The following is a 14,765-nucleotide window of genomic DNA, read 5'->3' as shown; positions in this document are numbered from 1 at the left end:
CCACGCTCAGTGCCGGAAGTGCCGCACGCCCGTGAGCACCATCGCGATGCCATGCTCGTTCGCCGCGCCGATCACTTCTTCGTCGCGCACGCTGCCACCGGGGTGGATCACGCTGGTCGCGCCGGCCTTGACCAGCTCGTCGAGCGTGTCGCGGAACGGGAAGAAGGCGTCGCTCGCCACGGCAGAGCCCTTGAGCGACAAGCCGGCCGCGTCGGCCTTGATGCCCGCGATACGCGCGGAGTCGAGGCGGCTCATCTGGCCCGCGCCCACGCCGAGCGTCATGCCGCTGGCGCAGAAGACGATGGCGTTGCTCTTCACGTACTTGGCGACCGTCCAGGCGAAGAGCATGTCCTGCAGTTGCTGCTGCGTGGGCTGCGCCTTGGTGACGACCTTCAGGTCGGAGAGCTTGAGTTCGTGGTTGTCGGCGCTCTGGATCAGGAGGCCCGAGCCGATACGCTTCACGTCTTGCGCGTTGCGTCCTTGCTCCCAGGCGGTGGCGCCACCGGTGGGCAGCGCAATCTGCAGCACGCGAACGTTCTTCTTGGCGCCGAAGATGGCCAGCGCTTCGGGGGTGAAGGCCGGGGCGATCAGCACTTCCATGAACTGCTTGGCCACGTGCTCGGCGGTGGCACCATCGACCTCGGTGTTGAAGGCGATGATGCCGCCGAAGGCCGAGGTCGGGTCGGTCTTGAAGGCCTTGGCATAGGCCTCGGCCGCGTTGGCGCCCAGCGCCACGCCGCAGGGGTTGGCGTGCTTGACGATCACACAGGCGGGAGTGTCGAAGCTCTTCACGCACTCCCAGGCGGCATCGGCGTCGGCGATGTTGTTGTACGAGAGCTCCTTGCCTTGCAGCTGCTTGCCGGTGACCAGCGAGCCGGGGGCGGGGTGCAGGTCGCGATAGTAGGCGGCGGTCTGGTGCGGGTTCTCGCCATAGCGCAGGTCTTGCAGCTTGACGAAGCGGCCGTTGCTCTGCGCCGGGTACTCGGCGCGCTTGCCATCGGCCTGCAGCGCTGAGAGGTAGTCGCTGATCGCGGCGTCGTAGTTCGAGATGCGGTTGAAGGCGGCGACCGACAGTGCGAACTTCGTCTCCTTGCTGACAGCCTTGCTGGCCTTCAGCTCGGCGATCACCTGCGCGTACTGCGAGGCATCGGTCAGCACGGCCACATCCTTCCAGTTCTTGGCGGCCGAGCGCACCATGGCCGGGCCACCGATGTCGATGTTCTCGATCGCGTCTTCGAGCGTGCAGCCGGGCTTGGCCACGGTGGCTTCGAAGGGGTAGAGGTTGACGCACAGGATGTCGATCGGTGCGATGTTGTGCTTGTTGATGGCTGCCACGTGCTCGGGCAGGTCGCGGCGAGCGAGCAGGCCACCGTGGATGGTGGGGTGCAGCGTCTTCACGCGGCCGTCGAGCATCTCGGGAAAGCCGGTGTGGTCGGCGACCTCGGTCACGGGCAGGCCGGCGTCGGCGAGCAGCTTGGCGGTGCCGCCGGTGGAGAGCAACTTCACGCCGAGCTGGTTCAGCTCGCGGGCGAAGTCGAGCACGCCGGTCTTGTCGGAAACGGAAATCAGGGCTTGCATGGGAGCTTTCTAATTACTTGACGAGCTTGTGGTCGAGCAGCTTGCGCCGCAGCGTGTTGCGGTTGATGCCCAGCCATTCGGCAGCGCGGCTCTGGTTGCCCTCGGCGTGCTTCATCACCACGTCGAGCAGCGGCTTCTCAACCACCTTGAGGATCATGTCGTACATCGCGGCGGGTTCGACGCCGCGCAGGTCCTTGAAATAGGCCTCCAGGCTGTCACGCACGCATTCTTCTATGTGCTTCTTGCTCATGACTGCTCCCCGCTCGCCGGGTACGGCGATCGACCCTCCGAGAGGGTTGGGCCTTGCTTGGGGCGGCCCGGCGCGGCGGCCCGGGCTTCAGTCAGCGGGTGTTTGTTCATGCTTCTTGTTCTATGAGGGAGTCATTGGCTGCCTGGCGGGTGGCGGGCAGTCGGTGATGTGTGTCGGCCAGTTGATCAAACCAGTCGCTCACGGCCCGAACCTGCGTATCGCAGGTATCGAGTGTGTTCATGAAGGCGCGAAAGTCTTCGCCGCCGGGCAGGGCGCGCACGGCCCAGCCGATGTGCTTGCGGGCGGTGCGCACGCCGGCATATTCACCGTACAGGCCGTAGTGCTCCGCGAGATGCTCGAGCAGCCACCGCTTGGCCTGCTGCACTTCAGGTGCGGGCAGGTGCTCGCCGGTTTCGAGGTAGTGCGCGATCTCGCGGAAGATCCACGGCCGCCCCTGCGCGGCGCGGCCGATCATCAGCGCATCGGCGCCGGTGGCGGCAAGCACCTCGCGCGCCTTCTCCGGGCTGTCGATATCGCCATTGGCCACGACAGGTATGCCGAGCGCCGCCTTCACCGCAGCGATGGTGTCGTATTCGGCTTCGCCCTTGTAGCCCTGCTCGCGGGTGCGGCCATGCACCGTCACCATGGCCACGCCGGCGTCTTCGGCAGCGCGTGCAATGCGCACCGCATTGCGCTCGGCGTCGCACCAGCCGGTGCGCATCTTCAAGGTGACGGGCACGTTGTTCGGCGCGCAGGCGGCGACCACGGCTTCGACGATCGCGAGCGCCAGCGGCTCGTCCTGCATCAGCGCCGAGCCGGCCCACTTGGTGCACACCTTCTTGGCAGGGCAACCCATGTTGATGTCGATGATCTGCGCGCCGCGGTCGATGTTGTAGGCAGCGGCCTCGGCCATCATCGCGGGCTCGGTGCCGGCGATCTGCACCGAGATGGGTGCCACTTCGCCGTCATGGTTGGCGCGGCGCGAGGTCTTGAGGCTCGTCCACAGGTCCTTGCGCGAAGTGACCATTTCACTCACCGCGTAGCCCGCGCCCAGCCGCTTGCACAGCTGTCGAAACGGTCTGTCGGTCACGCCCGCCATCGGGGCGGCGAACAGGTTGTTCGCCAGGGAAATGTGGCCGATGTGCATGGCGCGGGAGTAGGGGGATGCTGCTCAAAAAGGAGGCAGAGTATAGCCGCGGACACCACGCGCGCGGTGTGCAAAACCTCCCCCGCATAATCAGTTCGATGGACGCATGGATCGACGCGCTTCTCGCGCTGCTGGCATTGCCCGAATATGGCCTGAGCACGATCTTCGTCGTGGCTCTGCTCTCGGCCACCTTGCTGCCCATCGGCTCCGAGGTGGCGGTGCTGGGCTTTCTGAAGCTCAACCCGGAGATGTTCTGGCCCGCGATGTTCGTGGCCACTGTCGGCAACACCCTCGGTGGCGCCATCACGTGGTGGATGGGCTACGGCGCAGAGCGCGCCTACGAAAAGATCGCCGAGCACCAGCCGCACGAGGCGCGCGCGCTCACCTGGCTGCGACGCTTCGGGCCGCGTGCGTGCCTGCTTTCCTTCCTGCCCTTCGTCGGCGACCCGCTGTGCGCGGTAGCGGGTTGGCTGCGGCTCTCGTTCTGGCCTTGCGTGATGTACATGGCGATCGGCAAGTTCGGTCGCTACGTGGTGATGACGGCCGCCGTGCTGTGGTTTTGGCCCGGCAAGCTCTGAGAAGGTTTCGCGCCGATCTGCCAGATAGTCGACAGTTCCGGGCCTTTCGCCCGAGTGACCGTGCGCGGGCGCCATGGCAGGATCATCGAGTCGATTCCGTACGAGGTTGTCCTCCCATGAGCCGCGACAAGAACAAGGCCCGACCGGCCAGCACCACACGACGCGATGCGCCCGGATGGGGTGACCGGATCCGAGGCCTGTGGGCACAGCTTTCCAGGCGCTTGTCGCGTCAACAAGACCCCGAGGTGTCGCTGCTCGACGACCCGGCCGCGCACATCGCCAGGATAAAGCGCCAGGCGGCGGCGGACACGTCCGAGGCGGCGCGCCTGAAGGCGGCGCTCAAGAACGTGCTTGACCAGCATGCCGACTCCCGCTCGGTGCTGCCGCACCTTCGCGTGCTCGAGAAGGCGCTTGGCCGCCATGGCCTCGGTGCCTTCGACGAGTTGCCGCCCGACGTGCTCAAGCGTGCCCTGTCGCAACTCGAACGCGTGGTCTCCGATTGGTCGCACGGCCCGCTCGCGGCGCTGCGAGCGCGCTTGACTCAACGGCTGATCCAGCATGGGCGCACACCCGCACGGCGGCGCGCGGGGTCTGCGGCGAGCCGTTTCGACGACAGCGACCGCCTCGAGGTGGAAGACGTCAGCGTGAGCACCTTTTCGGACGCCCAGGCGCGTTGGCAGCGCTCACTCACCGGTCAACGGCTCTGAGCTTGCCGACCCCGCGCGCATGACGAAGGGGCGCCGAGGCGCCCCTTGTCGTTGATGCCGTGAGTACGCCGATCAGGCCGCGCTGCTCGCCTTGCGGGGCGCGCGCTTTGCCGCGGTCTTGGTCCCTGCCTTGGGCGCCGCTTTCCTCGGCGCGGCCTTCTTGGCTGCCGCCTTGGCGGGCGCCTTTGTCGTTGTCTTCGGTGCCGGCGTGACACCCAGCGTGGCCAACTGCGCGCTGAGTTCGTCGATGCGCCGGGTGAGTGCCTCGATGTCGCCCCCGTTGGGCACACCGAGCTTGCTCAGCGCGCGCGCGGTGCGCTCTTCGAAGATGGATTCGAGCTTGTCCCAGTGCTGGCCGGCCTTGGCGGTCACGTCGCCGGCCATGCCGCCCATGCGGCTGGCCACTTCGGTGAGCTTCTCCTCGGCCACACTCTGCGTCTTCTTCTGCAGCGTCACGCCTTCCTTGACGAGCGCCTCGAAGACCTTGCCGCCTTCTTCCTGCGCCTTGGAGAAGGCTCCCAGGCCGGCCAGCCAGATCTGCTGGGCCGAGTCCTTGACGGTGGATGCGAACTGGCTGTCGAGCAGGCCGGCGCGGGAGGCTGCCTTCTTGTCCGCCATCTGCTTGAGCTTCTTGACCATGGTCGTGTTCGTCCTGTGCGTGGGTGGAGCCTGCCTCTGGAGAAGAAGCGCAGCATGGCTTGCACTATAGAAGCGGCTGCGGCGGCGCGCATCGGGTTTCTCTAGAAACGCGCGTCTATGGGCGTTGCGGGTTGATCCCGGTTCCTGTGCATCCCGCACCAGCTTGATCAAGCTCGCGCACGAAACCACAATCCGCCCACACCCTCACCGGAGCAAGGCATGCACTACTTCGTGACTGGAGCGACCGGCTTCATCGGCAAACGGCTCGTCAAGACACTGTTGCAGCGTCGCGGCTCGACAGTTCACTTCTTGCTGCGCCCGGAAAGCGAACCCAAGCTCCCCGAACTGCTCACATACTGGGGCGTAGGTGCCGACCGGGCCGTGCCGGTCTACGGCGACCTCACCAGCAAGAAGCTCGGCGTTCCGGCCGAGACGCTCAAGAAGCTCAAGGGGCATGTCGACCACGTCTACCACCTCGCCGCGGTGTACGACCTGAAGGCCGACGAAGACGCCCAGGTGCAAGTCAACATCGAAGGCACGCGCAACGTGGTCGAGTTCGCGAAGGCGATCGACGCCGGCCACCTGCACCACGTGAGCAGCATCGCCGCGGCCGGGTTGTACGAAGGCGTGTTTCGCGAAGACATGTTCGACGAGGCCGAGAACCTCGACCACCCGTACTTCATGACCAAGCACGAGAGCGAGAAGATCGTGCGCAAGGAAAGCAAGGTGCCGTGGACGATCTACCGCCCGGCGCTGGTGGTGGGCGACTCGCAGAGCGGCGAGATGGACAAGATCGACGGCCCGTATTACTTCTTCAAGCTGATCCAGCGCATGCGCCAGATCCTGCCGCCGTGGATGCCCAGCGTGGGCCTGGAGGGCGGGCGCATCAACATCGTGCCGGTGGACTTTGTCGTGGCGGCGCTCGATCACATCAGCCACGGCAAGACGGGGCTCGACAAGAAGTGCTTCCACCTCGTCGACCCCGAGGGCTACCGCGTGGGCGATGTGCTCGATGTCTTCAGCAAGGCGGCGCACGCACCGAAGATGAGCCTCTTCGTGAACGCGGCGCTGCTCGGCTTCATCCCCAGGAGCGTGAAGAAGGGGTTGATGGCGCTGGCCCCGGTGCGCCGTGTGCGCAACGCGGTGATGAAGGACCTGGGCTTGCCCGAAGACATCCTGACCTTCATCAACTACCCCACGCGGTTCGATTGCCGCGACACACTGGCCGCGCTCAAGGGCAGCGGCATCGAGTGCCCCAAGCTGCCGAGCTACGCCTGGCGGTTGTGGGACTACTGGGAGCGCCATCTCGACCCGGCGCTGCTGATCGACCACACATTGCGTGGCGCGGTGGCCGGCAAGGTGGTTCTGGTGACGGGCGGCTCATCCGGCATCGGCCTCGCAGCGGCGTGCCGGTTTGCCGAGGCGGGCGCCATCACCATCATCTGCGCGCGCGACGAAGCCAAGCTGGCCGAGGCGAAGAAGGAGATCCTCGCCGCCGCTGGCAAGGATGCGACGGTGGCCACCTTCTCTGCCGACATCGCCGACGAGGCCAGTTGCAAGGGTCTCATCGACTGGCTGAACGAGACGTACGGCGGTGTGGACTACCTCATCAACAACGCCGGCCGCTCGATCCGCCGCGCCATCGAGAGCAGCTACGACCGCTTTCACGACTTCGAGCGCACGATGCAGCTCAACTACTTCGGTTGCCTGCGCGTGACCATGGGCCTGTTGCCCGGCATGGTGGCCAAGAAGCGAGGCCACGTCGTCAACATCAGCTCGATCGGCGTGCTGACGAATGCACCGCGCTTCTCGGCGTATGTGGCCAGCAAGGCGGCGCTTGACGCGTGGACGCGCTGCGCCTCCAGCGAGTACGCCGACACGGGCGTCACCTTCACCACCATCAACATGCCGCTCGTGCGCACGCCGATGATCGCGCCGACGCAGATCTACAAGAACGTGCCCACGCTGTCGGCCGAACAGGCCGCAGACATGATTGCCGAAGCCTGTGTGGACAAGCCGGTGCGCATTGCCACACGCATGGGTGTGTCGGGCGAGGTCTTGCACGCCTTGCTGCCGCGCGTGGCGCAGATCGTGATGAACACGAGCTTCCGCATGTTCCCCGACAGCGCTGCGGCCAAGGGCGACAAGGGCGCGAAGCCCGCCCTGTCGCCGGAGGCCATGGCGCTCCAGCAGATGATGCAGGGCATTCACTTCTGAGTGAGCCGAAGGCCGTTTGCAGACCCGGTTTGCCATTGTTCCGATTGCCCGGTGTTCCAATACCGGCATGCGCATCCAGGACATCCGCCAGCAGCTCGTCTCCCTGGGCGCCGGCCCGAAACACACTGCCCGCGTCCTGCGCCTGTGGTCGCAGGCACAGCCGCAAGACAGCGGCAAGCGCCGGCTGGAAGACTTCATGCCCCAGCGTGTGCGCGAGGCCCTGCCGGAGCTTGAAGCCGAACTCAAGAGCCTCGCCACGCTGCGCGCCGAACACGTCGGCGAAGACGGCTCCTCGCGCCTGCTGGTCGAACTGGCCGACGGACAGACGGTCGAGAGCGTGCTGCTGCCGCGCGATGGCCTGTGTGTCTCGACCCAGGTGGGCTGCGCCGTCGGCTGCGTCTTTTGCATGACCGGCCAGAGCGGCCTGTTGCGCCAGCTCGGCAGCGCCGAGATCGTGGCTCAGGTGGCGCTCGCGCGCACCCGCCGCACGGTGAAGAAGGTGGTCTTCATGGGCATGGGCGAGCCGGCGCATAACCTCGACAACGTGCTCGAGGCGATCGACTTGCTCGGGACCGGGGGCAACATCGGTCACAAGGAGCTGGTGTTCTCGACGGTGGGCGACCCGCGCGTGTTCGAGCGCTTGCCGCAGCAGATGGTGAAGCCGGCGCTGGCGCTGTCGCTGCACTCCACCAAGCCCGGCCTGCGCGCCGAACTGTTGCCGCGCGCCCCACGCTTCGACCCGGCCGATCTGGTGGACGAAGGCGAGCGATACGCCCGCGCCACCCACTACCCGATCCAGTACCAGTGGACGCTGCTCGAAGGCATCAACGACGGTGACGACGAGCTCGACGGCATCGTGCGCCTGCTCAAGGGAAAGTACGCGGTGATGAACATGATCCCCTTCAACCACATCGACGGCCTGCCGTACCGGCGGCCCTCGTGGGAGAAGGCCGCGGACATCGCGCGCCGCCTGCACCAGCGCGGCGTGCTGACCAAGCTGCGCCATTCGGCCGGGCAAGATGTGGACGGCGGCTGCGGGCAGCTGCGTGCCCGCGTGAGTGCTACCGAGCAGCCGGTGGTGCTGGTACGGCGTGCAGTGCCCCTGACGCCAGCGCGTCCAACACCTAGGTGACAGCGCCGCGCTCGGGCGGCTCCCTACACTCGCCGCTTTCGTGCGCACCACCGTGCGCGCGCCATCCGGCCCCCGAGGAGACAACGCCATGAGCACCAACATCCCTGCCACCGCCCTGCAACTGCGCTCGCTCGTCAAGAAGAGCGGCGAGCTGGAGCTTTCACTGCAAGACGCGCCCGTGCCCGAGCCGAAGGACGACGAGGTGCTGGTGCGCATCGAGGCCACGCCGATCAACCCGTCCGACCTGGCCTTGCTGTTCGGCCTGGCCGACATGTCGACCGCGAAGGCGTCGGGCTCAGCCGCCAAGCCCGTCGTGACGGCCACGGTGCCCGAGAAGCTGATGCGCGGCCTGGCTGCACGCCTCGACGAATCGATGCCCGTGGGCAACGAAGGCGCCGGCGTGGTCGTCAAGGCCGGCTCCTCGCCCGCGGCTCAGGCGCTGCTGGGCAAGACGGTCGGGCTGGTGGGTGGCGCCATGTACGCGCAGTACCGCACCATGAAGGCCGTGCAATGTCTGGTGCTGCCTGAAGGCACCACGGCAGCCGAAGGTGCGTCGTGCTTCGTCAACCCGCTCACCTCGCTGTCCATGACCGAGGTGATGCGCCGCGAAGGCCACAAGGCGCTGGTGCACACCGCGGCCGCGTCCAACCTCGGGCAGATGCTCAACAAGATCTGCATGAAGGACGGCATCGCGCTCGTGAACATCGTGCGCAAGCCCGAGCAGGAGCAGATCCTGCGCGAGATCGGCGCCAAGTACATCGTGAACTCCAGCGCGCCGAGCTTCATGGACGACCTGACCAAGGCCCTGGCCGAGACCGGTGCCACGCTGGCCTTCGACGCCATCGGCGGCGGCAAGCTGGCCGGGCAGATCCTCACCTGCATGGAAGCGGCGATCAACCTCACCGCCAAGGAATACAGCCGCTACGGCTCGGCGGTGCACAAGCAGGTCTACATCTACGGTGGTCTGGACCGCGCCCCCACTGAGCTGAACCGCGCCTACGGCATGGCCTGGGGGGTGGGCGGCTGGCTGCTGACGCCCTTCCTGCAGAAGATCGGTTTCGCCGATGCGCAGAAGCTGCGCGAGCGCGTGGCCGCCGAACTGAAGACCACCTTCGCCAGCAAGTACACCCGCGAGGTGTCGCTGGCCGAGGCGTTGTCGCTGGACGCGATCAACGTCTACGGCAAGCAGGCCACGGGCGAGAAGTACCTCATCAAGCCGCACAAGGCCTGATGAACAAGCGGGCGCGGGCCGTCACTGCGGCTCGCTGCCCTCGGACCGCGGGGGGGGTCTCAGCCAGTGCGTGAGGGTGGCCTCGGCGGGTATGAACAGCCGCGCCGTCACGCCTTTCTTCAGGCGATCGTCGTAGGCGAGTTCGTCGTCGTCGAAGCCCTGGGCGTTGTAGCCCAGCGAGAGCACGATCTTGTGATTGAGCTGCACGCTGAACTGCGCGCCGAAGCCGTTCTGTGAACCCTCCATGCTGTCGTTGCGCCGGGCGGCGTGCATGCTGAAGTGCCAGCGCCTGGCGATCTGGTAGATCGGGCGCAGCACGGTCACATCGGTGGTGCGCATGGCGCCGGCGGCAATCGCGTCGTCGCGGTCCCAGCGGTGCGAGGCGTGCAGGATCCAGCGCACGCGGTCGCTGGGGTGCCAGTTCACTTCGGTCTGCAATATGTTCGCAATGCGGTCGGCTACGCCGGGTTGGACGTTGCCGTCCTGCTTGGCGTCTCGCCCGAGCCCGGTGTAGCGCCACATGTTGCTCAGGCGGCGCTCGTCGGGCTCCTGCCAACCCCAGCCCAGCATCACCGTGCCGGTGTCGAGCGGCACATCGGTTGGCCTGTCGTGCGGCCGCGTGGCAGTGAGCGCCAGGCGCGAGGTGATCAGGCTGTTGCTGGTGATGCGCTTGGTGTAGTCGACGCTGCCATAGGCGCTGTCGAGCAGGGGCGTGCGCACGACCTGCGTCTCGGCAAGGAACAGGTGATCCGGATACGCGTTGTTGACCACCCGCACGTCGAACATGTTGGAGCGCACCGCGCTGTCGCCCGCGATGGGGATGCCCGATTCGACCAGCGTCTGGATGCGCCACGTGGCCGAAGGCTCTTCGGTGTGTCGCCAGCCAATGACGAACAGCGCGTCGTTGTCGTCCACCAGGCTCTGGTGCCGCACCTGTGCGTAGACCATGCCGTCCGGAGAACCCTCGGGCACCTCGGCGCCGATCACGCGGCGGTAAGTGGTGCGTTCTTCCAGGCCGCCGGATGACAGCAGGCTGAGTTGAGGGGCCTCGCGCCAGTAGAGTCGTGTGCCGCCCGGGCCTTCGGGCAGGTAATCGACGCCGAAGTCGGTGCGCGGCCCGGCCAGCCTTTCGTCGCCCGGCGCCATCTCGGGGCGGATCGCGCGCTCGTGGCGCGCCGAGAGGCTCACGCCGGGCCAGGCCTCCCACTGCGCCTTCACGCCGCCGAAGTAGGCGCTCGGGTTCGGGTCGTTCCAGGGCTGGCGGCGGTCCTTGTCCTCCAGCTCCACGTAGCGCCCGTAGCCTTCGACCCACAGGTCGTACGAACCCACGCGCAAACCGGTCTGAGCATCGGTGCGCGAGGCGCCGATCGAGTCATCGTTCAGCTTGAAGCCATGCGTATTCATCAGCCAGCCGGGCGCGATGGTGGTCATCAGCGACGCGCCGTTCTCGCGGCCCGCGCCATCCAGCTGGTTGTAGAAGCGCAGGTCGTTCGTGTTGCCGTCGTGCATGATTTCGTAAGTGCGCGAGGGCTGGCCAGCTTTTGGGATGCCGTTGCCGGCGGTGTCGAGCCGGCCGGTCGGTCGTTCGTCGAGGGCCAGCGTCCAGCGCTTGCCCAGGTCCACCGTCTTGCGTTGGCCGAATACGCGATAGCGCTGCTCGAAGTTCGGCCCGAGCGCCTGGATGAGCATGAGGTCGAGGAATTCCTGCCAGGAATCGAGCGTGGCTTCGATGCGCTCGGGCAGGCTGGTCAGGTCGTTGTCGATCGGCTCCACGGCGCTGGCGGCGGCTTCCGGCGGCTTGGGCTTGGCTTCAGGTGGGGGGGCGGGGGCCGACGCTGCTGCATCCGGTGGCGATGCCCGCGTCTCCTGCGCTTCGGCGGCCAGCACCCCCGCTACCGTGCACAGCCATGCGGCTAACACCAGGCGGAGGGGGAGCGGGACGCGCATATGACGTGAGTGTCTCAGCGCCGCGGAGTTGCTTGTGTAGGAGGACAGCGCATCCCGCTGACCGAACCCGATACCGTTCCCTGTGCCGGCGTCCCGTCTCGACCTCTACAATTTGCCGCAGTCGAAACCTTCGGACTGCCGCCCATGACCACCGCGCCTTCCTCCGCCCCGCACGTCCACACGTCCGAGTTGGCCAACATCGCCCCGCGCGACAAGGCCGAGATACTGGCGCAGGCCCTGCCATACATCCGCAAGTTCCATGGCAAGACCATCGTCATCAAGTACGGCGGCAACGCCATGACCGACCCCGCACTCCAGCAAGACTTTGCCGAAGACGTGGTGCTTCTCAAGCTCGTCGGCATGAACCCGGTGGTGGTGCACGGCGGTGGCCCGCAGATCGAAGACGCGCTCGCCAAGATCGGCAAGAAGGGCACGTTCGTGCAGGGCATGCGGGTGACCGACGAAGAGACGATGGAAGTCGTCGAGTGGGTGCTCGCCGGCCAGGTGCAGCAAGACATCGTGGGCCTGATCAACGTGGCGGGTGGCAAGGCCGTGGGCCTGACCGGCCGCGATGGCGGGCTGATCCGTGCGCACAAGCTCAAGCTCATTGATCAGAAGGACCCGAACCTCGTGCACGACGTGGGCCAGGTCGGCGAGATCGAATCCATCGACCCGTCGGTGGTGAAGGCGTTGCAAGACGATCAGTTCATCCCCGTGATCTCGCCACTCGGTTTCGGCGCGGAGAACGAGAACTACAACATCAACGCCGATGTCGTGGCCGGCAAGTTGGCCGAGGTGCTGAAGGCTGAGAAGCTGATCATGCTGACCAACATCCCCGGCGTGCTCGACAAGCAGGGCAAGCTGCTCACCAACCTGTCGGCACGCGAGATCGATGAACTCTTTGCAGATGGCACCATCAGCGGCGGCATGTTGCCCAAGATCGCCTCCGCGCTCGATGCGGCGAAGAACGGCGTGAACACGGTGCACATCATCGACGGGCGCGTGCCGCACGCGATGCTGCTGGAGATCCTGACAGAGCAGGCCTACGGCACGATGATTCGTTCGCACTGATGTCGGTGTCGCGTGCTGCGGTCGTGCCGCGAACGGCACGCCGATTCGCATCCGAATTGATCTGAGCAGGCAGTGAAGACGTCAGGCCGAGTCTGGCTGTTTGACTTGGACGACACGCTGCACGATGCCAGCAAGGCATCGTTCGCAGAATTGCACGTGGCGATGACGGACTACGTGGCGCGGCACCTCGGTGTGTCGCTCGACGAAGCCTCCACCCTGCGGCAAAGCTACTGGCTGCGCTACGGTGCCACCTTGCTCGGCCTCGTCAAGCACCACAACGTCAAGGCGGCGCACTTTCTCGAAGAGACGCACCGGCTTCCCGATCTCGAATCACGCGTGATCGGCAACGCGCTTGACCGGGCCGTGCTGCGCCGACTGCGTGGGCGCAAGTACATCCTCACCAACGCGCCGCGTGCATACGCGCTGCGGGTACTGGACACACTCAAGTTGCGTGATTGCTTCGATGGCGTCATCAGCATCGAAGACCTCTGTATGTTCGGCCACCACCGGCCCAAGCCCGATGCGCGCATGTTGCGCTGCGTCGCGGCGCGCCTGAAGGTGGCGCCGAGCCGCTGCGTGCTCATCGAAGACACGCTGCAGCACCAGCGTTCCGCGCATGGCATCGGCATGCGCGCGGTCTGGATGCGGCGCTACCTGCAATCAGTGCGCAAGAGTGTGAAGAACACCCCAGAAGTTGGTGTTCACGCCTGTAAAAAGCCCCCCTATGTGTATGCAAGAATTCGTTCGCTAAAGACCTTGCTTCAGTTGTGATAACAACCCTGGCTTACGAGATGAACGACGCAGCACATCAATCCGACGAAGTCAGCGCCCCCGATAGCGGAGCGCCTGAAGCGACGGGTCGCAAGCGTCCCAAGCCAGGTGAACGCCGTGTGCAGATCCTGCACACACTCGCGACCATGCTCGAGCAACCGGGTGCAGAACGCATCACGACGGCGGCTCTCGCGGCGAAGCTCGAAGTCTCCGAAGCTGCGCTGTACCGCCACTTCGCGAGCAAGGCGCAGATGTTCGAAGGCCTCATCGAGTTCATCGAGCAAAGCGTCTTCACTCTCGTCAACCAGATCAGCGAGCGCGAGACCGATGGCCGCGTGCAAGCGCAGCGCATCCTCACCGTGCTGCTTCAATTCGGCGAGAAGAACCCTGGCATGACGCGCGTGATGGTCGGCGATGCGCTGGTGTTCGAGAACGAGCGCCTGGTCTCGCGCATGAACCAGTTCTTCGACCGCATCGAATCGCAGTTGCGCCAATGCCTGCGCCTCGTGGCCGAAACGCAGGGCTCCAGCACGCCGACCGTCGATGCCAATGCGCAGTCGTCCGTGCTGACGTGCTTTGCGGTCGGCCGCCTGCAGCGCTATGCCCGCTCGGGCTTCAAGCGCGTTCCGACCGAACACCTCGACGCGGCACTCAAGCTGCTCGTCGGCGCCTGAGCGGCGGCCCGGCGAAGCCGCCTGGCCACACCGATCACGGGGCCTGCACGACCTTGACTTTGGCGTCCTTGCGCCACTGCGCAAGTTGAGCCTCGAGCCGTTCGTTCACCACCTGAGACCGCAGTGAATCGCGCAGGCTCGCGTACGCGGGCTTGGGCAGCGCCCGCATGGCGCGCAATCGGATCACGTGCCAGCCGAACTCCGTCTGCACCGCCTGTTGCGTGTATGTGCCGGGCTTGAGCGCCTTGGCTGCGTTCGCATACGCAGGTGTGAGCTGGCTCGCGTTGAGTACGCCCAGCTGCCCGCCACTCGCGCGCGTTTCCGGGTCTGTCGAGAACCTGCGTGCCAGATCGGCGAAGGCCGCTCCGGCGCTGAGTTGCGCGATGACGTCTCGTGCCGTGGCTTCGTCGGCCACGAGGATGTGGTCGGTGGTGAGCGAGGCGTCGGCCTCCAGGGCGCCATATCGTTGCTTGAGTTCGGCTTCGTCGACCTTCATGTCGGCGGCGAGCCGCTGAAGCAGGCGCTGTCCCAGCAGGCGCTTTTGCGACAAGGCCAGTTCGGCCTGCACCTGCGACTGTGAGCCCACGCCAGCGTCTCGCGCACGCTGGCTGAGCAACTCGGTCATCACGAGGTCATCGAGCAGAGCTCGCCGGTCGGTGGCGTCCTGCCGTGTGGCCGCGAGCACATCGAGCACGCTGCGTTGCACCGGTTGCTGGTTGACTGTGGCGACCACGCCGGGGGGCAGCCCGGGGCCGGGGTCCGCGGCATGGGCCGAAACCGAGTAGCACAAGAGGCCTAGAGAAACGGCAGCGACGCGCTTCAT

At 66.1% G+C, this 14,765-nt stretch carries 14 protein-coding genes; 8 read left to right on the top strand and 6 right to left on the bottom strand.

Features of this window, described 5'->3' with window-relative positions; genetic code table 11:
• Window positions 1-6: 6 nt before the first annotated feature.
• The 3 genes from purH to dusB all read right to left on the bottom strand — a co-directional run bounded on the left by purH (window position 7) and on the right by dusB (window position 2,975).
• Window positions 7-1,578, bottom strand: a complete 1,572-nt coding sequence (gene purH / locus AC1KAR_RS13370) for a bifunctional phosphoribosylaminoimidazolecarboxamide formyltransferase/IMP cyclohydrolase (protein ID WP_480318431.1) — start codon at window positions 1,576-1,578, stop codon at window positions 7-9.
• Window positions 1,579-1,591: 13 nt separating this feature from the next.
• Window positions 1,592-1,828 (bottom strand): Fis family transcriptional regulator, encoded by a 237-nt coding sequence (locus AC1KAR_RS13365; RefSeq protein ID WP_480318429.1) that lies wholly within the window; start codon window positions 1,826-1,828, stop codon window positions 1,592-1,594.
• Window positions 1,829-1,934: 106 nt separating this feature from the next.
• A complete protein-coding gene (gene dusB / locus AC1KAR_RS13360; protein ID WP_480318427.1) occupies window positions 1,935-2,975 on the bottom strand; it encodes a tRNA dihydrouridine synthase DusB in 1,041 nt (346 codons plus the stop codon).
• 98 nt (window positions 2,976-3,073) lie between these two features.
• Between dusB and AC1KAR_RS13355 the strand changes: the two genes are divergently transcribed.
• Window positions 3,074-3,553: a YqaA family protein gene (locus AC1KAR_RS13355; RefSeq protein ID WP_480318425.1), complete on the top strand. Its 480-nt coding sequence runs from the start codon at window positions 3,074-3,076 to the stop codon at window positions 3,551-3,553.
• A 116-nt stretch (window positions 3,554-3,669) separates the two neighbouring features.
• Window positions 3,670-4,260: a hypothetical protein gene (locus AC1KAR_RS13350; protein WP_480318423.1), complete on the top strand. Its 591-nt coding sequence runs from the start codon at window positions 3,670-3,672 to the stop codon at window positions 4,258-4,260.
• Between the two features lie 72 nt (window positions 4,261-4,332).
• Here the strand turns inward: AC1KAR_RS13350 and AC1KAR_RS13345 are convergent, their stop codons facing one another.
• A complete protein-coding gene (locus AC1KAR_RS13345; protein WP_480318421.1) occupies window positions 4,333-4,899 on the bottom strand; it encodes a phasin family protein in 567 nt (188 codons plus the stop codon).
• Between the two features lie 219 nt (window positions 4,900-5,118).
• Here AC1KAR_RS13345 and AC1KAR_RS13340 point away from each other — a divergent pair, with 219 nt between their 5' ends.
• The 3 genes from AC1KAR_RS13340 to AC1KAR_RS13330 all read left to right on the top strand — a co-directional run bounded on the left by AC1KAR_RS13340 (window position 5,119) and on the right by AC1KAR_RS13330 (window position 9,479).
• Window positions 5,119-7,116: an SDR family oxidoreductase gene (locus tag AC1KAR_RS13340; RefSeq protein ID WP_480318419.1), complete on the top strand. Its 1,998-nt coding sequence runs from the start codon at window positions 5,119-5,121 to the stop codon at window positions 7,114-7,116.
• A 67-nt stretch (window positions 7,117-7,183) separates the two neighbouring features.
• A complete protein-coding gene (locus AC1KAR_RS13335) occupies window positions 7,184-8,248 on the top strand; it encodes an RNA methyltransferase (RefSeq protein ID WP_480318417.1) in 1,065 nt (354 codons plus the stop codon).
• Window positions 8,249-8,336: 88 nt separating this feature from the next.
• Complete coding sequence (locus tag AC1KAR_RS13330; protein ID WP_480318415.1) at window positions 8,337-9,479, top strand: zinc-binding dehydrogenase; 1,143 nt, start codon at window positions 8,337-8,339, stop codon at window positions 9,477-9,479.
• A 21-nt stretch (window positions 9,480-9,500) separates the two neighbouring features.
• Here AC1KAR_RS13330 and AC1KAR_RS13325 read toward each other — a convergent pair whose 3' ends face one another.
• The gene (locus AC1KAR_RS13325; RefSeq protein WP_480318413.1) at window positions 9,501-11,399 is read right to left on the bottom strand and encodes a hypothetical protein; all 1,899 of its coding nucleotides are present in this window, start codon (window positions 11,397-11,399) and stop codon (window positions 9,501-9,503) included.
• A gap of 171 nt (window positions 11,400-11,570) precedes the next feature.
• Here AC1KAR_RS13325 and argB point away from each other — a divergent pair, with 171 nt between their 5' ends.
• From argB to slmA, 3 genes are all read left to right on the top strand, one after another.
• On the top strand, window positions 11,571-12,497 hold the full coding sequence (gene argB / locus AC1KAR_RS13320) for an acetylglutamate kinase (RefSeq protein WP_480318411.1): 927 nt from the start codon (window positions 11,571-11,573) through the stop codon (window positions 12,495-12,497).
• Between the two features lie 72 nt (window positions 12,498-12,569).
• Window positions 12,570-13,268: a pyrimidine 5'-nucleotidase gene (locus AC1KAR_RS13315; protein ID WP_480318410.1), complete on the top strand. Its 699-nt coding sequence runs from the start codon at window positions 12,570-12,572 to the stop codon at window positions 13,266-13,268.
• Between the two features lie 20 nt (window positions 13,269-13,288).
• Window positions 13,289-13,942: a nucleoid occlusion factor SlmA gene (gene slmA, locus AC1KAR_RS13310; protein WP_480318408.1), complete on the top strand. Its 654-nt coding sequence runs from the start codon at window positions 13,289-13,291 to the stop codon at window positions 13,940-13,942.
• A 34-nt stretch (window positions 13,943-13,976) separates the two neighbouring features.
• Here the strand turns inward: slmA and AC1KAR_RS13305 are convergent, their stop codons facing one another.
• Window positions 13,977-14,765 (bottom strand): peptidylprolyl isomerase, encoded by a 789-nt coding sequence (locus AC1KAR_RS13305; RefSeq protein WP_480318406.1) that lies wholly within the window; start codon window positions 14,763-14,765, stop codon window positions 13,977-13,979.

The organism is Piscinibacter sp. PDB1-1, assembly GCF_056675995.1.
This window is presented reverse-complemented; position numbering and strand designations above follow the sequence as displayed.

What these genes read in the sequence shown, in the direction of transcription:
- purH (WP_480318431.1), bottom strand. Translation starts at nt 1,578, where the DNA reads ATGCAAGCCCTGATTTCCGTTTCCGACAAGACCGGCGTGCTCGACTTC.
- AC1KAR_RS13365 (WP_480318429.1), bottom strand. Translation starts at nt 1,828, where the DNA reads ATGAGCAAGAAGCACATAGAAGAATGCGTGCGTGACAGCCTGGAGGCC.
- dusB (WP_480318427.1), bottom strand. Translation starts at nt 2,975, where the DNA reads ATGCACATCGGCCACATTTCCCTGGCGAACAACCTGTTCGCCGCCCCG.
- AC1KAR_RS13355 (WP_480318425.1), top strand. Translation starts at nt 3,074, where the DNA reads ATGGACGCATGGATCGACGCGCTTCTCGCGCTGCTGGCATTGCCCGAA.
- AC1KAR_RS13350 (WP_480318423.1), top strand. Translation starts at nt 3,670, where the DNA reads ATGAGCCGCGACAAGAACAAGGCCCGACCGGCCAGCACCACACGACGC.
- AC1KAR_RS13345 (WP_480318421.1), bottom strand. Translation starts at nt 4,899, where the DNA reads ATGGTCAAGAAGCTCAAGCAGATGGCGGACAAGAAGGCAGCCTCCCGC.
- AC1KAR_RS13340 (WP_480318419.1), top strand. Translation starts at nt 5,119, where the DNA reads ATGCACTACTTCGTGACTGGAGCGACCGGCTTCATCGGCAAACGGCTC.
- AC1KAR_RS13335 (WP_480318417.1), top strand. Translation starts at nt 7,184, where the DNA reads ATGCGCATCCAGGACATCCGCCAGCAGCTCGTCTCCCTGGGCGCCGGC.
- AC1KAR_RS13330 (WP_480318415.1), top strand. Translation starts at nt 8,337, where the DNA reads ATGAGCACCAACATCCCTGCCACCGCCCTGCAACTGCGCTCGCTCGTC.
- argB (WP_480318411.1), top strand. Translation starts at nt 11,571, where the DNA reads ATGACCACCGCGCCTTCCTCCGCCCCGCACGTCCACACGTCCGAGTTG.
- slmA (WP_480318408.1), top strand. Translation starts at nt 13,289, where the DNA reads ATGAACGACGCAGCACATCAATCCGACGAAGTCAGCGCCCCCGATAGC.
- AC1KAR_RS13305 (WP_480318406.1), bottom strand. Translation starts at nt 14,765, where the DNA reads ATGAAGCGCGTCGCTGCCGTTTCTCTAGGCCTCTTGTGCTACTCGGTT.